General features: G+C 28.8%; 20 protein-coding genes and 1 other annotated feature. Of the genes, 4 read left to right on the plus strand and 16 right to left on the minus strand.

Translation table 11 applies throughout. The features are described 5' to 3' along the window. The first annotated feature begins 46 nt into the window (after positions 1–46). Together JJC02_12965 and JJC02_12970 are read left to right on the plus strand one after the other, a co-directional pair. Positions 47–1381 carry a GntP family permease gene (locus tag JJC02_12965; protein ID UDN53807.1) on the plus strand — a complete coding sequence of 445 codons (1335 nt, stop codon included), beginning with the start codon at positions 47–49 and terminating at the stop codon, positions 1379–1381. A 517-nt stretch (positions 1382–1898) separates the two neighbouring features. Then, on the plus strand, positions 1899–2822 hold the full coding sequence (locus tag JJC02_12970) for a sporulation protein (protein ID UDN53808.1): 924 nt from the start codon (positions 1899–1901) through the stop codon (positions 2820–2822). A 337-nt stretch (positions 2823–3159) separates the two neighbouring features. On the opposite strand, the gene nifJ is transcribed toward JJC02_12970, so the two are convergent. The 5 genes from nifJ to JJC02_12995 form a co-directional block, all read right to left on the minus strand. Continuing rightward, entirely contained in the window at positions 3160–6699 is a 3540-nt protein-coding gene (gene nifJ, locus JJC02_12975) for a pyruvate:ferredoxin (flavodoxin) oxidoreductase (GenBank protein ID UDN53809.1), read from the minus strand. Positions 6700–7215: 516 nt separating this feature from the next. Then, on the minus strand, positions 7216–7785 hold the full coding sequence (locus JJC02_12980; GenBank protein ID UDN53810.1) for a phosphate propanoyltransferase: 570 nt from the start codon (positions 7783–7785) through the stop codon (positions 7216–7218). Positions 7786–7857: 72 nt separating this feature from the next. Further along, positions 7858–8466, minus strand: a complete 609-nt coding sequence (locus tag JJC02_12985; GenBank protein ID UDN53811.1) for a flavodoxin family protein — start codon at positions 8464–8466, stop codon at positions 7858–7860. 7 nt (positions 8467–8473) lie between these two features. After that, on the minus strand, positions 8474–10237 hold the full coding sequence (locus tag JJC02_12990) for a SpoIIE family protein phosphatase (GenBank protein ID UDN53812.1): 1764 nt from the start codon (positions 10235–10237) through the stop codon (positions 8474–8476). Positions 10238–10279: 42 nt separating this feature from the next. Further along, on the minus strand, positions 10280–10747 hold the full coding sequence (locus JJC02_12995) for a hypothetical protein (GenBank protein ID UDN56425.1): 468 nt from the start codon (positions 10745–10747) through the stop codon (positions 10280–10282). A gap of 194 nt (positions 10748–10941) precedes the next feature. Here JJC02_12995 and JJC02_13000 point away from each other — a divergent pair, with 194 nt between their 5' ends. Beyond that, positions 10942–11403 (plus strand): hypothetical protein, encoded by a 462-nt coding sequence (locus JJC02_13000; protein ID UDN53813.1) that lies wholly within the window; start codon positions 10942–10944, stop codon positions 11401–11403. 92 nt (positions 11404–11495) lie between these two features. Here JJC02_13000 and JJC02_13005 read toward each other — a convergent pair whose 3' ends face one another. The 5 genes from JJC02_13005 to hpt all read right to left on the minus strand — a co-directional run bounded on the left by JJC02_13005 (position 11496) and on the right by hpt (position 14994). Beyond that, on the minus strand, positions 11496–11666 hold the full coding sequence (locus JJC02_13005; protein UDN53814.1) for a hypothetical protein: 171 nt from the start codon (positions 11664–11666) through the stop codon (positions 11496–11498). A 188-nt stretch (positions 11667–11854) separates the two neighbouring features. Then, on the minus strand, positions 11855–12076 hold the full coding sequence (locus JJC02_13010; GenBank protein UDN53815.1) for an alpha/beta-type small acid-soluble spore protein: 222 nt from the start codon (positions 12074–12076) through the stop codon (positions 11855–11857). A gap of 83 nt (positions 12077–12159) precedes the next feature. Continuing rightward, positions 12160–13386, minus strand: a complete 1227-nt coding sequence (locus JJC02_13015; GenBank protein ID UDN53816.1) for an NAD(P)/FAD-dependent oxidoreductase — start codon at positions 13384–13386, stop codon at positions 12160–12162. Between the two features lie 60 nt (positions 13387–13446). Further along, positions 13447–14379 carry a phosphatase PAP2 family protein gene (locus JJC02_13020; protein ID UDN53817.1) on the minus strand — a complete coding sequence of 311 codons (933 nt, stop codon included), beginning with the start codon at positions 14377–14379 and terminating at the stop codon, positions 13447–13449. A gap of 87 nt (positions 14380–14466) precedes the next feature. Further along, positions 14467–14994: a hypoxanthine phosphoribosyltransferase gene (gene hpt / locus JJC02_13025; protein ID UDN53818.1), complete on the minus strand. Its 528-nt coding sequence runs from the start codon at positions 14992–14994 to the stop codon at positions 14467–14469. Between the two features lie 228 nt (positions 14995–15222). Between hpt and JJC02_13030 the strand changes: the two genes are divergently transcribed. Beyond that, positions 15223–16299 carry an aminotransferase class I/II-fold pyridoxal phosphate-dependent enzyme gene (locus JJC02_13030; protein ID UDN53819.1) on the plus strand — a complete coding sequence of 359 codons (1077 nt, stop codon included), beginning with the start codon at positions 15223–15225 and terminating at the stop codon, positions 16297–16299. A 114-nt stretch (positions 16300–16413) separates the two neighbouring features. Here the strand turns inward: JJC02_13030 and JJC02_13035 are convergent, their stop codons facing one another. The 6 genes from JJC02_13035 to JJC02_13060 form a co-directional block, all read right to left on the minus strand. Beyond that, the gene (locus tag JJC02_13035; protein UDN53820.1) at positions 16414–17622 is read right to left on the minus strand and encodes a dicarboxylate/amino acid:cation symporter; all 1209 of its coding nucleotides are present in this window, start codon (positions 17620–17622) and stop codon (positions 16414–16416) included. A gap of 160 nt (positions 17623–17782) precedes the next feature. Next, positions 17783–18172 carry a DUF1232 domain-containing protein gene (locus tag JJC02_13040; protein UDN53821.1) on the minus strand — a complete coding sequence of 130 codons (390 nt, stop codon included), beginning with the start codon at positions 18170–18172 and terminating at the stop codon, positions 17783–17785. Positions 18173–18275: 103 nt separating this feature from the next. Further along, entirely contained in the window at positions 18276–19277 is a 1002-nt protein-coding gene (locus JJC02_13045) for an aspartate--ammonia ligase (protein UDN53822.1), read from the minus strand. Positions 19278–19334: 57 nt separating this feature from the next. Further along, positions 19335–19590: a binding site (T-box leader), on the minus strand. 133 nt (positions 19591–19723) lie between these two features. Further along, positions 19724–20908, minus strand: coding sequence for a pyridoxal phosphate-dependent aminotransferase (locus tag JJC02_13050; GenBank protein ID UDN53823.1), 1185 nt, complete (start codon positions 20906–20908; stop codon positions 19724–19726). 277 nt (positions 20909–21185) lie between these two features. After that, a complete protein-coding gene (locus JJC02_13055; protein ID UDN53824.1) occupies positions 21186–22307 on the minus strand; it encodes a M20 peptidase aminoacylase family protein in 1122 nt (373 codons plus the stop codon). A gap of 61 nt (positions 22308–22368) precedes the next feature. Next, positions 22369–22854: a YjiG family protein gene (locus tag JJC02_13060; GenBank protein ID UDN53825.1), complete on the minus strand. Its 486-nt coding sequence runs from the start codon at positions 22852–22854 to the stop codon at positions 22369–22371. Position 22855: the final 1 nt, after the last annotated feature.

Here is a 22855-nt window from a genome sequence, read left to right on the forward strand (position 1 = left end):
CTTGAAGAAATTATTCTTCAGGTCCTTCTACTAAGGAGGGATATTTATGAGTATTATCGCACCAATTGGTATAATTGTTGGTATCATAGCTATTATATATTTTTCAATTAAAGAAATTCATATAACTATAGCTGCTCCAATAGCAACTTTAATAGTTGTTCTCTTAAACAAAATGGATGTTGTAACATCAATGCTAGGTGCTGACAAAAACAATTATATGGGAGCACTTGGAAACTATATAATGAGCTATTTTGCAATATTCTTATTAGGCTCAATACTTGCTAAATTTATGGAGGAAAGTGGAGCTACTGTATCCATAGCTGATTTTATTTTAAATAAATTTGGCTCTAATCATCCTTATAGAGTTTTAGTTGCTATATTTATAGTAAGTTTTATATTAACATATGGTGGTATAAGTTTATTTGTAGTTATGTTTGCAGTCATTCCACTTGCAAGAACTCTATTTAAAAAACTTGATATTTCTTGGAACCTTATTCAGATACCTCTTTGGCTTGGTATTGCTACAATTACTATGACTATAATTCCTGGAACACCAGCCATTCAAAATGTTATCCCTATTCAATACCTAAATACTTCTCTTACTGCAGCTACTATACCAAGTATCGCAGGTAGTATAGGTTGTGCTGTGTTTGGACTTATCTACATGAAATATGCTCTGAACAAAAGCCTTAGAAAAGGTGAAACTTATGCAACTTATACTTCAGAATTAGAAGAAGAATCTTTAGATAGAGAATTACCAGGATTTTTTGCAAGTATTTTTCCTCTATTAGCACTTGTAATTATAGCTATAACTGGAAGTACTTTTGGCTCAGAATTTATGAAAAAAAATGTAATTTACATAGCTTTAATAGTTGCAATTCTTTTATCTGCTCTTTTATTCCGTAAATTTTTGTCATCTAAAATTCAGACATTGAGTATAGGTGCTAGTGGTTCTATAGGTCCTATATTTGCTACATCTTCTGCTGTTGCATTTGGAGCGGTAATAATGGCTGCACCAGGTTTTAATGTATTTAGTAAACTTATAATGTCAATACCAGGTAGTCCACTTATAAGTCTTACTGTTTTGACTTCAACAATGTCAGCAATAACAGGGTCATCTTCTGGTGCATTAGGAATAGTAATGCCAAACTTTGCAGATTATTATTTAAGTACTGGTCTAAATCCAGAGTTAATTCACCGTGTTGCTACAATAGCTTCAAATATACTAACTATAGTTCCACAAAGTGGTGTTTTTCTTACATTCTTAAGCTTATCTAAGTTAACACATAAAACTGGATTTAAAGAAACTTTCATTGTAGTTGCAGTTGGCTCATTAATAGCAGAAATCATTGTAATTACATTAGGATTATTAATGTATTAAACTAAAACAAATTAGAATTTATAGTATAAAATGAGTGTCTTAAAATGAACTTTTTAGTTCATGGCACTCTCTTTTTTGTATGAAATAAAATATATTTTCAGCATTTCAATAATAAAAAAGATGCTTATCTTTATTTTTAGACAGCCTCTTCTTATTTTAGCCCCTTCTTATTTCTTAAAGATTTGAATAATTATAATTTTTTACTAATACTAAATCATCTATTTAATAAATTTCACTAAATATATAAAAAAATTTATTATAAGTATAAATTTACATTATAGAATTATTATAAAAATATTATTTGCTCCAAAGTAGTAATTCCATACTACACAGATTTTTAATACAAATTTCCAGACTCCTGAAATATACCTATTTATTCCATATATATATTTTTTACATATCTTTACAGTAAAAAAATGCTTGTTCTTATGTTAGTATAGATTCACGGGTACCCCCTACACTAAAGGTTACAAATTAGTAACATTTTTAGAATTTTTAGATTGAGAGGTGTTTAATAATGAGAAAAAATATACCAACAAAATTAAAAACTATATTAGCTTTAGGAGTGCTAACCTTAGCAACAGCTTCCAGTGCTGTTACTGCAAGTGCTTCATCACTTGAAAATAATGTAAATATAAGTAACAAAAGTTTAGTATACAGTAATACTAAATACAAATTTTCTGCAAAACCAAATTGTTCTGTAAAACCAGAACTTAAGCCTGATAAAGATAATTCTTGCAAAGATAAGAATCATAATGACAAGAATTGCAACAACACTAATAAACCTGAGGATAACAATAATTCAGGCTCTACTAATAAACCTGATAACAATAAACCAGAGTCTAATAAACCTGAAGACAACAATAATTCAGACTCTAATAATAAGCCTGATAACAATAAACCAGAGTCTAATAAACCTGAGGATAACAATAATTCAGGCTCTACTGATAAACCTGATAACAATAAACCAGAGTCTAATAAACCTGAAGACAACAATAATTCAGACTCTACTGATAAGCCTAATGATAATAACAACTCGGGTTCTACAAGTGAAAATTTTTCAGCTTACCAAAAAGAAGTTGTTGACTTAGTGAATATAGAAAGATCTAAAGCTGGATTAAATCCTCTTACTCTTGATTCTTCTATATCAAATGTTGCTACAAAAAAATCTCAAGATATGATTGATAACAATTACTTTTCACACAATTCTCCAACTTATGGCTCTCCATTTGACATGTTAAAAAAGTTTGGAATAAGCTATAAAACAGCTGGTGAAAATATAGCTATGGGTCAAAAGACTCCAAAAGAAGTTGTAAATGCATGGATGAATTCTGAAGGTCACAGAAAAAATATAATGAATCCAAATTTCAGTAAAATAGGTGTTGGAGTAGCACAAAAAAATGGTGGTTCAATTTATTGGACACAAATATTTGTAGGATAAAGTACTCTTTTTCCATACATATCAAAAGAGTATCTCTCAGTGATAAAAAAAATCACAAATGAGATACTCTTTTGTATCTATATTTAAAATTATTAAATCCAAGTATACATACCATAAATATTATTTAACAGTATATCCTTTAAAAATCACTTATAAAAAAATAAAAACTTCCTTATAGGTGCCATTAAATTTCTTCTATTATATACTAACAAAAAAAGAATAAAATAATATGATAAATTAATTTGATTTCATACAAAAAAGGGTGCCTCATGAACAAAAGTTCACTTTGAGACACCCCTTTTTATCAGTTTTATATAAGCATTATAATACTTTAATATTATTCAGCTAATTTTTTGTATCCTTCATATCTTTCTTTAGCATCAGCTTCAGCCTTAGCAAATAATCCATCAGCTTCTTCTGGGAATTGTTTAGCTATAGCAGAATATCTTACTTGTGCAAGTATGAAATCTCTGAAGCTTGCAGTTGGTTCTTTAGAATCTAAAGTGAATGGGTTTTTACCTTCAGCTTTTGCTTCTGGATTGAATCTATATAAATGCCAATATCCGCAAGCAACAGCTTGTGCTTCATTAGCTACAGTTCTTCCCATACCTTCTTTTAATCCATGGTTTATACATGGAGCATAAGCTATTATTAAAGATGGTCCATCATGTTTTTCAGCTTCTATAACTGCTTTGATAAATTGATTTTTATCAGCACCCATAGAAACTTGAGCTACATATACGTTTCCATATGTCATAGCCATCATTCCTAAATCTTTCTTTCTAGATTTTTTACCTGAAGCAGCAAACTTAGCCATAGCAGCAGCTGGAGTAGCTTTAGATGCTTGACCTCCTGTATTTGAATAAACTTCTGTATCAAATACAAGCACATTTACATCTTCACCAGATGCAAGAACATGGTCTAATCCACCATAACCGATATCATATGCCCAACCGTCTCCACCTAGTATCCATTGAGATCTCTTAACTAGATAATCTTTTCTATCTTTTATAGCTTTTACTAATTCTTTAGCCTTTGCATCTGTACAATCACAAGCTGGTTTTTCTAATAATTCAACAACCTTAGCACTTGCTACTTTAGAAGCTTCTCCATCATTTCTAGAATCTAACCACTCTGTAAATACTGCTTTAGCATCTTCACAGATATCCATAGAAACTAACTCTGTCATAGCATCTACTATTTTATTTCTTATTTGCTTAACAGCTGTATACATACCAAATCCATATTCAGCATTATCCTCGAATAAAGAGTTTGCCCAAGATGGACCTTTACCTTCATGGTTACAAGTATAAGGAATTGATGGTGCAGAAGCTCCCCATATAGAAGAACATCCAGTAGCATTAGCTATCATCATTCTATCTCCATATAATTGTGTAACTACTTTAATGTATGCAGTTTCTCCACATCCAGCACATGCTCCTGAAAACTCCATTAATGGTTGTCTAAATTGACTTCCTTTAACAGTGTTTACAGGCATAACATCACCTTTTGGAGCTACCTTATCAGGATTTACTGCAAATGCCCAATTATCTAACTCTGTGTCAAGTTGAGTATCTATTGGCTTCATAACTAAAGCTTTTTCTTTGGCTGGGCATATATCAGCACAGTTTCCACATCCTGTACAGTCAAGTGGACTAAGTTGAATTCTATATTTTAATCCTTCTAATCCTTTACCTAATGCTTTTTTAGCTTCAAATCCTTCTGGAGCATTAGCTAATTCTTCTTCAGTAACCAATACTGGTCTTATACATGAATGAGGACATATAAAAGAACATTGGTTACATTGGATACAGTTATCTATTATCCATTCAGGAACATCAACAGCTATACCACGTTTTTCATAAGCTGCAGTACCACAAGGGAATGTTCCATCTTCTATACCATTGAATGTACTTACTGGTAAGTTATTTCCTTCTTGTGCAGTCATTGGTCTTAGTATATTTTTTATGAATTCTGGCTCTTTAACTTCTTCTTTATCTGTATCAACAGCATTTGCCCAAGAAGCTGGAACTTCAACTTTAACTAAAGCATTTATTCCTGCATCAACAGCAGCGTAGTTCATGTTAACTATTTTTTCACCTTTTTTACCATAAGCTTTAACTATAGAATCTTTTAAGTATTTAACAGCATCTTCTTCTGGTATTATTTCAGCTAATTTAAAGAATGCAGATTGCATTATCATGTTTATTCTATTTCCAAGACCTATTTCTTGTCCTAGTTTAACAGCATTAACTGTATAGAATTTTATATCATTTTTAGCTATATATTGTTTCATATGAGCTGGTAAATGTTCTTCAATCCCTGCTTGGTCCCATATAGTGTTAAGTACAAACGTACCACCTTTTTTAAGACCTTTTAATAAATCATATTGATAAACATATGATTGTTTATGACAGGCAATATAGTCAGCTTCATCTATTAAATAAGTAGCTCTTATTGGACTATCACCAAATCTTAAGTGAGACATAGTCACACCACCAGATTTTTTAGAGTCATAATCAAAGTAAGCTTGAGCATATTTTTCAGTATAGTCACCGATTATTTTTATAGCTTGCTTATTAGCTCCAACAGTACCATCAGAACCTAATCCCCAGAACTTACATCTTATAGTTCCTTTAGAAGCTATTTTAATTGATTCAGATGGAGTTAAAGAAGTGTTAGTTACATCATCAACTATACCTACTGTAAATCCATTTTTAGGTTGTTCTGAAACTAAGTTATCAAAAACAGTTTTTATATCTGAAGGAGTAGTGTCTTTTGAACCTAATCCGTATCTTCCACCTATTATCATAGGAGCATTTTCTTTTCCATAGAATACATCACGTACATCTAAGTATAATGGTTCACCAGTTGAACCTGGCTCTTTAGTTCTATCAAGTACACATATTCTTTCAACAGTAGATGGCATAGCATCTAAGAAATGTTTCATTGAGAATGGTCTATATAAATGAACTTTAACTAAACCATATTTTTCTCCCTTAGCATTTAAGTAATCTATAGTTTCTTCAATTGTTTCTGTTACTGAACCCATAGCCACTAATACGTATTTAGCATCTTCTGCTCCATAGTAATCAAATAAACTATGTTTTCTACCTGTTAAATTACTCATTTTTTCCATGTATTTTTCAACTATACCTACTATATTTTGATAGTATTTATTAGAAGCTTCTCTAGTTTGGAAATATATATCTGGGTTTTGAGCAGTACCACGAGCAACTGGATGATTTGGAGATAAAGCATTATCTCTAAATGCTTGAACTGCTTCAAAGTTTAATAAACTTGCATAATCTTCATTTTCTAATAATTCAACTTTTTGGATTTCATGTGAAGTTCTAAATCCATCAAAGAAATGTATAAATGGTAATCTACCTTCTATTGCAGCTAAATGTGCAACAGGCGCTATATCAGCTACTTCTTGAACTGAACCAGAAGCTAATAATACACATCCAGTTTGTCTAGCAGCCATAACGTCTTGATGGTCACCAAATATTGATAAAGCTTGAGATGCTAAAGCACGAGCACTTACATGGAATACTCCTGGTAATAACTCTCCTGCAACTTTATACATGTTAGGTATCATTAATAATAAACCTTGAGATGCTGTAAAAGTAGAAGTTAAAGCTCCTCCTTGTAAAGAACCGTGGAATGTTCCTGATGCCCCTGCTTCTGACTGCATTTCAACAACATTAACTGTTTGTCCAAATATATTTTTTCTTCCTTGTGACGCCCATTCATCAACTACTTCAGCCATAGTTGAAGATGGTGTGATTGGATATATAGCTGCTACATCTGTAAACGCATAGGCAACATGAGCTGCAGCTGTATTTCCATCAAGTGTTTTCATAAACTTAGCCATAATATGTATCCTCCTTGATAGCTACAATTGTACTTGTTTATAACAAGTCTATTTTTTATATTTACATATAATTTACACAACAAAAATACAAACACACATATAGTCGCGCAAATACTCTATCTTCTAATATAATACTACAGATTAGATAAAATTCCTTTGAAAATTGTAAATTAATTACATATTTAAGTAGATTTTTTTTAAAATTAAATATGTTAAGTTTTTTTCATAATTTTGTATACAATATATAATAAATTAAGTTAGACTTTTCAAACTTTTTTATCTATTTGTTTGTATCAGTATAAAAATTAAAATAGTTATCTTCATTATATGTAAATTTTTATATTTATAATTTTACCATATTACATCATATTTTTGTAAGTTTTTATTACCTTTTTTATAATACCCCTTTATTTTATAAATTAATCTAATAGATTAATTTTATCCTATAGAAATTTATTACATTTAAAAATATGCTAGCAAATAAAATATCTACTAGCATAAATTTAATTTATAATATTAATCAACTATTAATTCTACTAAATCTCCGTTTTTAACACCTGCTGCATTTCCTTCTTCCATATCAACATGCATCTCTAAATTAAAGCTATCACTAGCTCTTACTAATACATTTTCAAATACTAATGCTCTTGGTCCAGATGTTTTAACCTTTACTATTTGTTTATCAGTTACACCAAATTTAGCAGCATCTTCATTGCTCATATGTATATGTCTAGAAGCAACTATAACTCCTTCTTTCATTTCAACTTCCCCAGCAGGCCCTACTAATTTAACACCTGGAGTTCCAGCTATATCACCAGATTCTTTTATTGGTGCTTTTACTCCTAATGGGAAACCATCTGCTAAAGATATTTCAACTTGAGTATGAGCTCTAGCTGGCCCTAGTACTCTAACTCCTTTTAAAGTTCCTTTTGGTCCTACTAAATCCACTTTTTCTTCACAGGCATATTGTCCTGGTTGAGATAATGGTTTAAACTTAGTTAACTCATGACCTGCTCCAAATAATATGTCTATATCAGCTTGACTCAAATGAACATGTTTGTTAGATAATGCTATTGGTAATTTCATTGAAATTCCCTCCTTTTAATTATTTTAAATTATTGCAATACAATTATACATAATATTACCTACAAAATCAAATTATATTGAATCAATATATATCTTTAAATTTTTATATATTATATCTTTAAATTCTTGATTATCTATATAGGATACATTATCTGTATTGTTTAAATATATATTGTGTAAAAGTTTAGTATTTATACTCTTAAAGAAAAAGTCCATAACAATCTGTCCACCTTTAAATTGTGAGTCATATGATTTACTACCCCCCACTGCAATATACATTCCTATCCGTTTCTTACTTCTATCAATTGAAGGTTTATTTAATACATATTTACTTGCATATATAGCTTGAGTTCTATCAACAACAGTCTTTAATTTAGCTGATATTGAATCAAAATGTACTGGGCTTACTACTATAGTTCCTTTTGACTCGTCAAACATTTTATATAATGGTTTCATATCATCATTAAACTTACAATATCCTGTTTTTTCACAAAACCCACATGCTGTACAATATTCAATATCCATATCGTATATATTAAATATTTTACAACTTAATCCATTCTCTTCTAGCATAGATTTTACTTCATTCGCTATAAAACTGCAATTTTTATTAATTCTTGGACTTCCATTTATTATCATAATCTCTGGACTTTTAAGTTCTTTTTTATCATTCAAACCCATAATCAATCTACCTATCCTTTAACATAACTATTAAAATATCATCATCATAACTATCTTTTGATGAGAAGTTCTTTAAATCCAATTTTAGATTCTCTACTATTAACTGTTGATTTAATCTAAAGTTTTCTTTTAGAAAGTTTTCTAATCTGTTTATACCATACTCTTCTTTTGATGAATTCTTTATCTCTAAAATTCCATCAGTATACATACATACCATTGCATAATCTTCCATTGAAAGAGTATTATTTTCATAAGTAGCATCTTCCATTATTCCAATAGGTATACCCTTTTTACAATTTAAATTAGTTTCTATTGTACCATCCTTCTTTACAACTACAGGACTATAGTGACCTGCATTAGATATTGTAATAATATTTTCTTTAGTATCTATAATACCTACCAAGCATGTTGTAAATACCCCCATTTTGTCAAACTCATCATATAGCATTCTATTTAAATTTGTCATTATTTCTCTTGGTGTATTATATTGATTACATAATACTTTAAAAGCACCTTTTATCATTGCGACAACATAATTTGATACCATTCCATGTCCCATTACATCAGCAACAATATAAACTATATGTTCATCATCTACTTTTGTAGCATAATAAAAATCTCCACCTACTACCCTTGCTGGTTTATGGTAAAAATAAAGTTCTTTCTCATCATTGCAATCCATTTTACCCTTATCCATAATAAGCTGTTGTTGTTTATTTAGTATATTCAACTCATTTTCAAGAACTTTGTGTTTTACTTCCTTTTCATTATATTCATATAATTGCATCCCAACAGAAACTTGTTTGGACAATATACTAAGAATATTTAAATCATCACTAGTATAGCTTTTACTATTTGCACAAACTATACATCCTATAGTCTCATTTTTATCCTGAAGTTTGTAATATATATAACTTTCCAAATTTATTCCCTTTTTTGAACATGGTTTTAAGTTATTTAGGTACCCTCCTAATGATTCTTTCTTTAAAAATGTATCAATCATAGGATATAAATTGGTTTTCTTTTTTTGCTCAACATTGTAACAGCTAAATATAGTATCCTTATTACGATGACCAGTTATAATTATTAAAGCTTCTTTACTATTAGTAATATTGCACGCTTGTTTACTTAAATTTTCTAAAAACCCATCAATACTTTTATTAAGATATAGTTTTTTCGTAGCTTCATTTATAGCACTTATTGAGCCTCTTAACTTATCAATTAAAATTTGTACATTATTATTTTTATTAGTTATTTCTATTGACAAACTTAGGAGTGATGCAACAGAGGATATAAAATCTATATCTTGTTCTGTTAAATAATCATCCTCTTTTAAAAAGCAAGTCATAAATCCAACAACTACATTATTTATTATAAAAGGAAAAACGATTCTCCCAATATAACCTTCAGCTTTTGCTAAATCTCGTTCACCTTCTGCCCTAGAATCTTCAAATACATTTTCCACATATATTATCTTTTTTTCATTTACAGCTTCATGTATATACTCTGGATACGTGTCAAAATCAATTTTTGCACCTTTAAGACTATTTATTGGAAAAATTTGAGGTACATATTCTAAGGTTTGTGAACATACTAAGTAGGCATATTTAGAATCATTTTTATAAAATAGATTTACACATGCCTTTGTGGGATGAACAACTTCTAACATTTTTTCTATTATGTCATCTTTTATATTAAAAAAATCTGTAGATTCAGTCACCATAGCGGATATCTCCACTAAATTCTTCATTTTATAACTGCCATTAGTCATACTCAATTTCTCCCCCTATATATTAAACTATTTATTAGTATTTTAACATACATTCTTTATAGTAAAAACAAAAATAACGACAAAACTAGCAACTAATATCCAGTTAAATCCTGTCAATAATCCTATAAGTAGCAATGTAATTAATGCATTTAGACCTGTTCTCCCTTTTTCATCCATAAAAGTAATTTTGGAAATGTCGATATTATTCTTTACATTATTTATATGCTCTTTTACTTGTTCTTCCATATTTCTTTTATAGAGAATGTAAACTACACCAATTAAAAACACTCCTATACCTAATACCAAGTTTAAATTGAATGCTACCATAAGCAATATTGAACCAAAAGCTAGCTTTAAGAGTTTAAAAAATACACTGTCTATCTTTAAAGTTATATTTCTAATTTCTTTACATTCATCTCTTAAGGAATATCCACTTGAATCTAAATTATTAATCTTTGTTTTTACAATTTCTGAATAAAAAAGTTTTATTATCCCATTTAACATTTTCATCACTCCTAAATATTTTCTAAATATTTTACATATACTTGTAAGTTTTACAATTATAATATTTTTTATACTTGGTAATAATAAAAAATAACAAATATTTTATGATTTAGTATTTATTGTAAATAAGTTATTGAAGCTTTATTAGTTAAGCATAGATTTTTTAATAAATATTTTTATAATTAGAAGGAAGTGGTTTTGTGCAAATAGAACAACTTGATTTAGAAACGAGAAATAAAATATACTGCTACACTAAAAAAATTCTTAGAAAATACCAAAAAGGCATAACATCTGGAAAATTAACAGCAGATAAATTTGCAGATAATATATTATCTCATGATTTTATCGGTAGTATAGTTGATGAAAAAATAGTTAATGAATCAGAATTTAAGGCATCTTATATAGACTATATCGAAACTTTAATAAAGATTCAGAATGAAAATTTATTTAACCTAAGAAAAAAATCTACTAAAACTGCAAAGTGTTTCAATATCTCTCAAGTAACCCAATTAAAAAACTTACTAAATAGTACTGGCTATAACTTATTAATTCCATATAAATACTTAACTTCTAAAGATATAGAAGGAATCGTTACTCTTATTAATACTGGGTCTATTGAACTTGGAAATGAGAGAATCTATAATTATATATCAAAAGCTTGATAATCTAAATTTATTATAAAAAGGCAATTTATTTAATAAAAAATACTTTTAATATTAAATAAATTGCCTTTTTAATTTTGGACTAAACAATACTATCCAAGTGCCTTTTCTAATTTAGATAAATGTTGTATTGGATAATACTTCAATAGTTCTTTAAATTGTTCTACTGATAAACCTTCTGTTGTTGTATATATTCTTATTTTTTCATCTAGGTCACTATTAATAAATTTGTTTTTTAAATCCTCAAAATTTACACTACTCATTTTACATCACTCCTTATGTAACATATTCATTTGTATTATTTTATCCAAATCCATAAAATTTATTACATAAAAATGTATCTATCTAAAATTTAATAAAAAAAAGCTATCTCAATTTAGAAATTACTTTCTATATTTGAGATAGCTCTAGCTAAACTAATAGCCAATAGTTATAAATAATTATTTATTAACTATCTGTTGCTTTTTCCAGCCATTTGTTGTTCAGCCATTTCAACTAATTTTTTAGTCATGTATCCACCTACATAACCATTTTCTCTTGCAGTAAGGTTTCCTTTATCAACTTGTTGATAATTAGTCATACCAAGTTCATTAGCTATTTCTAATTTCATTTGGTTTAAAGCTTCTTTTGCTCCTGGTACTACTGTTCTGTTGTTGTTATTGTTACTTGCCATGTTGATTACCTTCCTTCTGTTTAATTTATTTTGTGTTGCTGATAATATTATGTGATTTTAAACATTTTTAATTCAGGTAATTTTTAGCAATTAAAACCTGCCAAATATCCAGTAGAAAAAGCTATTTGCAAATTGAATCCTCCTGTATATGCATCTATATCTATTACTTCTCCAGCAAAAAATAAACCTTCTACTAATTTTGATTCCATAGTACTTGAGTTTATTTCATTTACTTTTACACCACCAGAAGTTATTATAGCTTCATCAATAGGTCTATATCTCTTTACTGTAAACTTTAAATTTTTTAATAAATGGACTAAGTTTTTTCTCTGCTCTCTAGAAATTTGATGAACAACTGTATCTGGATTAATTTCACTCAATTTTATTATTACAGGTATAAGTTTTTTTGGAAGTAAATCATCCAATGCTTTTTCAAATTTTTTATTTGTATACTTCTGAAAATCTTTTTGAACTCTTTTATCCAATTTTTCTTCATCTAATGCAGGTTTTAAATCCAACAATATAGTGTAATTTTCTTTACTCGTATCTTTCATTCTACAACTTGCAGACTTGATTATAGGTCCATCTAAACCAAACTTAGTAAATTCAAGTTCTCCAAAATCACTATAAACTTTCTTTTTTTTGCTATTAAATACTCTTATCTCAACATTTCTCAATGATAATTTTTCTAAATCTTTCGTAAAATTTTCTTGTACTTCTATACCAACTAAAGATGGTTTTGTATCTACAATTGTGTGTCCCTGTGAAATTGCAAATTTATATCCATCACCAGTAGAACCAGTAAGTGGGTAACTTAATCCACCAGTTGCCACTATAACTGAATCACACTTAATTTCTTTCTTATTGTTTAAAATTACTTTCTCAATTTTATTATTTTTAGATATTATTTTTTCTACTTTCGAATTTAATAATATATTTACTTTTTTAATTTTGAGTTGTTTTTCAAGAGCCTTTACAACATCAAATGCTTTATCACTTTCTGGAAAAACTCTTTTCCCTCTTTCTGTTTTAGTTTTTACCCCAAGATTATTAAACATACTTATTACATCATCATTTGTAAAAGTATAAAAAGCGCTATACAAAAATTTTCCATTTGTAGGAACATTTTCTATTAATTCCTCTATATCACAAGCATTAGTGATATTACATCTACCTTTCCCTGTTATTGCAAGTTTTTTTCCTAATTTATGGTTTTTCTCAACTAATATTACATCACAGCCTCTTTCACATGCAGTTGATGCAGCTATCATTCCTGCTGGTCCACCACCTATTACTACTACCTTCTTCAAATAATCACTCTTTTCTACCCTTAATATTTTTAATTTAAACCATTTACCATATAACTCAAATCAATTTAATTTCAAAAGTTTAAACAGTGCAGGAGCTCCTGCTACTCCATAAAAAACAACCACTGTATTCTTAATAAAATTCATAAAAATTATACTAATACTAGAGTCACTTATATTTAAAGTGACTATTAGCATTGAAATAAACAACTTAATGCCAATATATAACATTCCTATTGTTACTATCCCAGTCAAAAACCTACATATTCTTGAAAAAATTATATTTTTACTCTTCTTGCTTTTACTACTAAAGTTAATTTTTTTGTTATTATTATCTGTGTTAAATTTAACAAATCTATCCTCAACTATATATCCAAACACAAACCCTACTATAATACCAAACTTTTCAAAATATTCTGGGCTATTTAGAAATATAGCTACTATTACAAATGGTACAAGTAAAGCTACAAGTAAAATATAATTTTTATTATCATCAATATAGTCAAATATTTTTACAAATATTACTGTAAAAAATATACCTAATATCCAACCAGTTATCACATCTATTGGCCAATGAACAGCTAAGTATAGCCTAGACAATCCTACTCCTAAAACCATTACTACACCTATTAAATGGATATATCTCCTTTTAAATATAGTCATAATACTAACCCAAAACGTGGTTGCAGTTTGAGTATGAGCACTTGGAAAAGAATAACCTCCAGCCGTAGAAACTCGAAGTGACTCAAGCCCCTTTATTCCTATTGGTCTGGGGGCTTTTACAAACTCTTTGATACCTAAATTTACAACAAAATTTCCAATTATAGCAAACAGTATTTTCTGTCCATATTTTTTATTTATACACCAGTATATGATTGTTGTAATTAATATTAATAATGGTGCTTCTGTACTTATCGTGAATAAAAGAAATATAAAGTTTAAAATTGGATTTCTCAAATTTTGGAAAAATAATAATATACTTAATTGAATATCCATACAGTATCTCCTTTACTAAAATTTTATACACTTAACCAAAAAGCACTAACTCCCTTAGAGATTAGTGCTTTTGATTCACATTTAAGTCTATTCTACATCCTCAACTATACCTATGTAAGGTAAATTTCTATACTTCTCAGCATAATCTATTCCATAACCAACAATAAACTTATCTTCTATAACAAATCCAACATAGTCTACAGGTATATTAGCCTTTCTTCTTTGAGGTTTGTCAAGTAGAGTACATAGTTTTAAAGATTTTGGATTTCTAGTTTTTAAAGCTGCAACTAGATTACTTAATGTTAAACCAGAATCTATTATATCCTCTACAATCAACACATTCTTTCCTTCAATATCTACATCCAAATCTTTTAATATTTTAACTGTTCCAGAAGACTCTGTTGAGTTTCCATAACTTGTAACACTCATAAAATCTATATTTACATCCAAATCTATACATCTTATTAAATCTGAAACAAATACACTAGCTCCTTTAAGTATACCTACCACTAGTAAATCTTCACCTTTAAAGTCTTCTTCTATTTCTTTTCCTAATTCATAAACTTTTTCTTTTATTTGTTTTTCTGTCAACATTTTTCCTGTAACTTTGTACATTTTGTATCCTCCCGCTTTCCTTCTATTAACTTATATATTATAGCATACCAAAATATCAATTAAAATCTTTTTCAGGATTTTTAAATCTAAATTAACAGCTTATCCATACTTTCTTGCTTTTTCCATTAAAAATTTGGAATAAATATTCCTTTGTATTATAATCTATATGTACACATATTAATCAGCTATTTTTATCAATTATATAATTTTATTTTTGGAGGTACTTTTATGAGCACAAACCATGGAGCTAATCTATATAGTTTATCTAGTAAATATGGCTTTTCAAAAGAAGAATTTATGGATTTTAGCTCAAATATAAATCCTTTTGGTACATCAAATTTAGCCAAACGATACATTGTAAACAATATGGATATAGTATCTATGTATCCTGACCCTGATTACATAGACTTAAAAACTTCTATATCCAGTTACTGCAAATGTTCTATAGATAATATAGTACTTGGTAGTGGAGCTACAGAACTAATTTCATCATTTATACATACAATTAATCCTAAACATGCTCTTTTACTCTCTCCTGCTTATTCAGAGTATGAAAAAGAGCTATCCAAAATTAATTGTTCTATAGATAAATACTTTGCCAAAGAAGAAGATAATTTTCATATAAATTTGGAAAATCTTATAAAGACTATAAACGCTAAAGATTATGATTTGGTAGTAATTTGTAATCCTAATAATCCAACTGGATTTGCATTTACTAAAGTAGAAGTAATAGAAATTTTAAAAAACACAGACTCATTTTTGATGATTGATGAGACTTATGTAGAGTTTACTGATACAGATATATACTCTTGTACTCAAGTAGTTGATGATTATTCTAATTTATTCGTTATAAGGGGTACATCAAAGTTTTTTTCAACACCTGGCATAAGGCTTGGATATGGTCTTATATCTGATACTAATGTTAAAAATGAAATAAATAAAAATCTAGATTTATGGAATATAAACATAATAGCTTCTAAAATGGGAGAAATCATGTTTAGTGATTTAAGCTTTATATCAAGTACTATTTCTTTAATGAACACTGAAAGAGATTACTTACTTAAAGAACTTAAAAATATAAAAAGCTTAGATGTATATGATACTAAGGGTAACTTCATACTGTGTAAAATTAAGACAAGGGAATTGACTGCTAAATCTCTTCGCGAGAAACTAATTCCGCAAAAAATAATAATAAGAGATTGTTATTCATTTGAAGGGCTAGATGAGTATTTCTTTAGGGTATGTATATTAAAACCTAATGAAAATAAATTACTAATGTCATCTCTTAAGGCAATTTTTAAATAAAAAATTACTTTATTTTATAATTTTTTATATTAAATCAAATATATTTTCATCATTTCAACAATGAAAAAGAGGCTTATCTATTTTGAGACAGCCTCCTTTTTCATTATTTACAAACTAAACACTTTGATTTTCTATATTTCCTTTTTTACTCATTCCATCATTTATTTTATCTACTACTGCTGCTATTGCATTATCTCCTGATACATTACATGCTGTACCAAAACTGTCTTGAGTTAAGTATAAAGCTATCATTAAACTTGCAAGACCACCATCTGATGGTATTCCAACCATTGGTAAGAAAGGAAGTGCACTCATTATAGCTCCACCTGGTGCTCCTGGTGCTGCAACCATTGCTATACCTAACATTGCAATATAAGGGAATAATACATCTACGCCATGTGGCATACCATTCATCATCAAAACAGCTGTTGTAAATCCTGTTATTGATATCATACTACCTGATAAGTGTATTGTTGCACAAAGAGGTACAACAAACTCTCTTATTTGCTTACTTACTCCGTTTTTTTCTGCACAACCAACATTAACTGGTATAGTTGCTGCTGAAGATTGAGTACCTATCGCTGTTAAATATCCAGGCACTTGATTTTTTAACATTTTTACTGGATTTTTTCCTGAAAACATTCCTGCTGCTGTAAATTGACATGCCATGTATACAAAATGTAAAGGGATTACTACTAAATATACTTTCCAGAATACCCCTAATATTGTCCATACTTGTCCTGCTATAGTTATATTTGCAAAAGTTCCTGCTATATATAAAGGTAATAAAGGTATAATTACTGTTGACAACGTTTTCGTTACGATATCTTGGAATTCTTGGAAGAAATTAAATAAAGTCTCTCCTTTTCCGTGATTTCTTAAAGCTGATATTCCAAGTCCCATTACAAATGCAAACACTATTGCTGCTGTTACATCTACCATAGGCTCTAATGGAATTGTGAATATTGGAGCTAACATTCCTGCCTCTGGGTCTCCAATTTGACTTGCAACACTTGCATCAATAAAATTTGGGAAGACTAATGTAGATACTACAAATGACAATAATCCCGCTATTAGAGTAGAACCATATGCTATTGCTGTAGTTATTCCCAATAGCTTTCCTGCACCTGTTGCTAAATCAGCTATACCTGCTGTTACAAAACCTATAATTATAAATGGTATAACAAATTTTAGGAATGCTGAGAATAAAGTACTAACTGTTACTAATATTTGTACAATTATTTCTGGTGCATAACTTCCGATTAAAATACCGACTATGATACCGATGATTAGTTTGGGCACTAAACCTAGTTTTTTCTTCATAATATTTACCCTCCATAACTTTTTTAAATTAAGTATCCTTGTACATTGAGTACTTAGTTAAATATTGTATATCCACTTATTATGATAATAGAGTTTTACCTCTCCGTCAACAATTTAACCATTTTTTGTTAATAAAAAAAAGAATAACAGATATAAATTGTTATTCTTCTTCATCTTTTATAGAAAAGTCGACATTTTCAATTATATTTGAATGTTTATCCTGTTTTGCAATAACTCTATACTTATTAATTTCTTCATTCACGATACCTATACTCCAAATTAATACTATAGCATCATCTATAAAACCAAATGCCCCTGCAATCATCTCAGGAATTATATCAACTCCAGATACAAAGTAGGATATAGTAAAAATTAATACAGAAACTACTTTTATTTTATTAACTATATTAATTCTTTTATCTGTCATAAAATCCGGTAGTTTAAGTAAATCAAATACAAAAATCAAACCAAATTTAGCATCTTTAAATCTCACCAAAATTTTTTTAAGAACATCTAAAATTATATTAATAACTCTTTTTAGAAAATCCATATTTATCACCTCTTATAATTATAGGTTATTCTACATTATAACCGATATAATTAATTTGATGAATATATTAGATATAAATTTTATCAATTAATTTACATTTAAATTATAATAACTCAATTCCTGCACTACTACAATTTTTAATCATATCCTGTGGCCATACTCCAACTTGTACTTCTCCTATATGAGCTTTTTGTAAGAAATACATACATATTCTTGACTGACCAATTCCTCCACCAATTGTATATGGAAGCTCACCATTTAAAAGCATCTTATGGTAGTCAAACTCTTTTCTATCTTCACATCCAGCAAGTTTTAATTGTCTATCAAGAGATTCTTCGTCAACTCTAATTCCCATTGAAGATAATTCTAATGCTGAATCTAAAATAGGGTTATAAAATAATATATCTCCATTCAGTTCCCAATCATCATAATCAGGGCTTCTTCCATCATGTTTTTCTCCTGATATTAATGTCTTTCCTATTTGAGTTATAAATACTGCCTTCTTGTCTTTTACAATTTTATCTTCTCTTTCCTTTGGAGATAATTCTGGATACATATCTTCTAATTCTTGTGATGTTATAAAAGTTATTTCTTCTGGTAATATTTCTTTTATACCTTCATACATACTACATACAAATATTTCAGTATCTTTAAACACTCCATACAATCTTTTTACAACATCTTTTAAAGTCTTTTCATTTCTGCTACTTTTATCTATAACCAATTCCCAATCCCACTGGTCTACATAAAGAGAATGTATGTTATCCAATTCTTCATTTTTTCTTATTGCGTTCATATCTGTATATAAACCACTACCAACTTCAAAACCGTATTTTTTAAGAGCTAATCGTTTCCATTTTGCAAGTGATTGAACAATTTCTGCATTTTTATTCATAAATGGTATATCAAAACTTACAGCCTTTTCTCCATTTAAATTATCATTTGCACCTGTTTCTGGCAATACAAATAATGGAGAAGAAACTCTTATAAGATTTAATTCATTGCTTAGTCTCATTTCAAAAAAATCTTTTAATTTTTTTATAGCTATTTGTGTATCAATTACATTCAAACTACTTTTATAATCCTTTGGTATTATTGTGCTCATATTATTCACTCCCTAATTTATATATTTTTCCATTAAAAAAACCCTTCATCCCTATATAAAAGGGACGAAAGGTTGCTTTTCCGCGGTACCACCCTGATTAGCTTGAAATAAATCCAAACCCAGCTCATAATGTACAGATATTACTCGATACATCCCAATATGATAACGGTTTGGTTCCGACTAAGCCTACTCTTTTAAAATTTCGGTTAGCAACTCCAGGATGTTCTTCACTATAGACTTCATATTGGTCTCACACCATCACCAACTCGCTTTAATTACATTCTATAACTACTCTTCCTTTCAACGTCTTTAAGAGTTTAATTCAGTAAAATTTAGCTCTCTTATGTTTTCTATTTATTCATAATAGTATGATAAGTGATTAGTTAAAATTTGTCAAGTTTATTATTTTTTTATTTTTAAACACTTTAGAACTTTTTACCTATACTTTATAAATTTTCAAATGTAGTCTTTAATCTATCCATACATTCTTTTAATAAAGACTGTGGACATGCTACATTTATTCTTTCAAATCCTATTCCTTCTTTTCCAAATATATAACCTTCGTCAAATAATACATTAGCTTTTTTAAACATTAACTCTTCAAGTTCTACTTCATTTAATCCATAAGCAGTAAAATCTAACCATGCTAGATACGTTCCTTCTGGATAAATAAGTTTTACTTTTGGTAAATTTTCTTTTAAGTATTCATCAATAAATTTTATATTACTATCTAAATATTCATTCAATTCATTAAGCCAATCTTCACTTTCATTATATGCTGCTATTGTGGCTACAATAGCAAAAGGATTTGGTGAAGTTGCAACTCCAACAGCTGTAACCTCTTCTTGATATTTCTTTTTTAATTCATCATTATTTACTATTATGTTAGACAATTGCATTCCAGCCAGATTAAACGTTTTACTTGGAGCTATACATGTAACTATTTTATCTTTGTACTCTGGACATAATGATTGTAAAGGAGTATGTTTAAATCCTTTTCTAATTAAATCAGAATGTATCTCATCAGCTATTATCCACAGATTGTATTTTTTACATATTTCGACAACCCTTTTTAATTCATCTTCTCTCCAAACTCTTCCCACAGGGTTGTGAGGGCTACAAAGTATAAGTACTTTACTACACTTAGCTTTTTCTTCTAAATCATCATAATCCATTCTATAAGTCCCATTCTCATATACTAGAGGATTGTTTATAACTTCCCTATTATTGCTTTTTATCTTAGCTTCAAATGGGTAATACACTGGCTTTTGAACTATCACACCTTCATTAGAATCAGTTAATATTCTTACTAAAATAGCAATAGCTGGTACAACACCTGGACTAAAAATAATATCTTTTCTATTTATTTCCCAGTTAAATCTCCTTTTATACCATCCACAAACTGCATTGAAGTATTCCTCACTATCATTAGAACTATATCCAAATATTTTGTGGTCAACTTTTTTATATAATGCTTCTATTATTGGTTCTGCACATTCAAAATCCATATCTGCAATCCAAAAAGGTAAGCCATCTTTTTGCGCTTTTGGTGAACAATTAGTTCTAAAATCCCATTTTATACAATCTGTTCCTACTCTATCTATTACTCTGTCAAAATTATATTTACTCATTTTACCCCTCCTAAAAATACAAATTATATAATTATTAAGTCTATTACTAGATGAAATTTAGCATATTTTTACAATTATACATATTATAATAATAACACTTTTTTGACCAATAGGTTTAAAATATAATTATTTTTATTAACATAATTTTTTTCAACATTGCAAAAATAATTTCACTATATCAAAATAAAATTGCTCATATTAATTGTTTTTCAATTAACATAAGCAATCTTTTTCTATAATTTATATAATTTTAAATAGAGAATTATTAGTTTGGATATTATCCTAATCTCTTTTCAACCAATCTACACCATATATCTACACCATATTCTAAAGCTTTTGTATCAAATGTTACATTTGGATTATGGAATCCTGGTGTAGCATCAGCTCCCAATCCAATATATGTAGTTTTACACTTTAGTTTTTGTGTATAATAGTGGAAATCTTCTCCTCCAGAATTTTTAAATATACCTATTGATGCATCAGTTCCCAATACATCTTTTATAGTTTCTTCAGCTAAGTTTACAAGCTCTTCATCAAATTCGGCTGCCGGTACTCCATCCTTTGAAAGTAATACAGCCTCTGCATTTATAGAACTTGCAGCAGTTTTTACAGCATGTATAGCTTTTTCTTTTAATTCCTCTATTATATCATTACTTTCTGCCCTTATATCTAAAGCCATAAATGCTTCATCTGGTATATTATTATAAGTTTCTCCTTTAACCGATACATTTGTTACTTTTATAGAGTTTGGTACAGCTGGATTTACTCTTATAGCATTTATTGCATTTACAGCTAAGCAAACAGCATCTACTGCATTTACTCCCAAATGTGGTTTAGAACCATGACAAGTAATACCTTTAATCGTAAATTCCATTATACAACTAGCACAATGATACATTGCAGGTATAGCCTTCCCCAACCTACAATCTTGTCCAGGTCTTAAATGCATGCCCACCATTTCTTCTACATCATCTAACAAACCAGAATCAATTACTCTTAATGCTCCATATAATTTTTCTTCGCCTGGTTGAAAAAGTATTTTTAGTTTTCCTCTCTTTACCAGATTTCTTTCTTTTATTAACTTTGCAGCTGTTAAAAGCATAGAAGTATGACCATCATGACCACAAGCATGTATCATTTTCTTTTCTCCATCTATTATAAATTCCAACGCATCCATATCTGCTCTTATAGCAAATACTGGCCCTTCTTTTTTAGAGTCTATGGTTACAATAATACCAGTTCCTGCAATACCTTTATTAATATTTTCAAACCCCATTTTTTCAAGCTCTTTTAAAATAAACTCTGATGTCTTGTATTCTTCAAATCCCTTTTCTGGTATAGTGTGTAGATAGTCATACACTTTATGTACATACTCAATATAATCTTTGGTAGTTTCCATAATATAATTCCTCCTTAAAATTTTAAACCTTAAATTTATCTTAAATTTTTATTATAATTACCTATACTACGAAATAATTCATTATAAGCATTGCAATACATCCGTTTAAGGTTGCTATTACAAACATGTGTGGATAGTATTTTGTCTTTAATTCAGCTGTTCCTAAAAGTCTACCCATAAATTGTATCTGAGCTCCTGAAAGCAATAACATTGGTAAGAGAATTGCAACATGTGCTTGGTTTATCTGACCTGCTGTAAACAAACCTGCTATTACTCCAGATGCTCCTCCCATTGATATAAATATTGTCATTATAGCAGTTGCTGCAACACCTGGAAGACCAAATATGCTCATTACAGGTGTAAATATTGTACCTATTAAATCTAAAAGACCTGTTAAATTGAATACAGAAATTATAGCAAAACCAAAGATAACATTTGGAGCCATTGAATTTGTACTTATTTGAAATCCATTTCTAGCTCCTCCAATAAATGCGTCTATCACATTTCCTTTTTTAACTTTTACTTCTTTTTTTGCTACCTCACTCATA

Origin of the sequence: Clostridioides sp. ES-S-0054-01 (genome assembly GCA_021561035.1) — a bacterium.
Classification (GTDB): Bacteria; Bacillota; Clostridia; order Peptostreptococcales; family Peptostreptococcaceae; genus Clostridioides.

Bases quoted from the DNA above. Each gene is read 5' to 3' on its own strand.
- JJC02_12965 (UDN53807.1), top strand. From the start codon at position 47: ATGAGTATTATCGCACCAATTGGTATAATTGTTGGTATCATAGCTATT.
- JJC02_12970 (UDN53808.1), top strand. From the start codon at position 1,899: ATGAGAAAAAATATACCAACAAAATTAAAAACTATATTAGCTTTAGGA.
- nifJ (UDN53809.1), bottom strand. From the start codon at position 6,699: ATGGCTAAGTTTATGAAAACACTTGATGGAAATACAGCTGCAGCTCAT.
- JJC02_12980 (UDN53810.1), bottom strand. From the start codon at position 7,785: ATGAAATTACCAATAGCATTATCTAACAAACATGTTCATTTGAGTCAA.
- JJC02_12985 (UDN53811.1), bottom strand. From the start codon at position 8,466: ATGGGTTTGAATGATAAAAAAGAACTTAAAAGTCCAGAGATTATGATA.
- JJC02_12990 (UDN53812.1), bottom strand. From the start codon at position 10,237: ATGACTAATGGCAGTTATAAAATGAAGAATTTAGTGGAGATATCCGCT.
- JJC02_12995 (UDN56425.1), bottom strand. From the start codon at position 10,747: ATGAAAATGTTAAATGGGATAATAAAACTTTTTTATTCAGAAATTGTA.
- JJC02_13005 (UDN53814.1), bottom strand. From the start codon at position 11,666: ATGAGTAGTGTAAATTTTGAGGATTTAAAAAACAAATTTATTAATAGT.
- JJC02_13010 (UDN53815.1), bottom strand. From the start codon at position 12,076: ATGGCAAGTAACAATAACAACAACAGAACAGTAGTACCAGGAGCAAAA.
- JJC02_13020 (UDN53817.1), bottom strand. From the start codon at position 14,379: ATGGATATTCAATTAAGTATATTATTATTTTTCCAAAATTTGAGAAAT.
- hpt (UDN53818.1), bottom strand. From the start codon at position 14,994: ATGTACAAAGTTACAGGAAAAATGTTGACAGAAAAACAAATAAAAGAA.
- JJC02_13030 (UDN53819.1), top strand. From the start codon at position 15,223: ATGAGCACAAACCATGGAGCTAATCTATATAGTTTATCTAGTAAATAT.
- JJC02_13035 (UDN53820.1), bottom strand. From the start codon at position 17,622: ATGAAGAAAAAACTAGGTTTAGTGCCCAAACTAATCATCGGTATCATA.
- JJC02_13040 (UDN53821.1), bottom strand. From the start codon at position 18,172: ATGGATTTTCTAAAAAGAGTTATTAATATAATTTTAGATGTTCTTAAA.
- JJC02_13045 (UDN53822.1), bottom strand. From the start codon at position 19,277: ATGAGCACAATAATACCAAAGGATTATAAAAGTAGTTTGAATGTAATT.
- JJC02_13050 (UDN53823.1), bottom strand. From the start codon at position 20,908: ATGAGTAAATATAATTTTGACAGAGTAATAGATAGAGTAGGAACAGAT.
- JJC02_13055 (UDN53824.1), bottom strand. From the start codon at position 22,307: ATGGAAACTACCAAAGATTATATTGAGTATGTACATAAAGTGTATGAC.
- JJC02_13060 (UDN53825.1), bottom strand. From the start codon at position 22,854: ATGAGTGAGGTAGCAAAAAAAGAAGTAAAAGTTAAAAAAGGAAATGTG.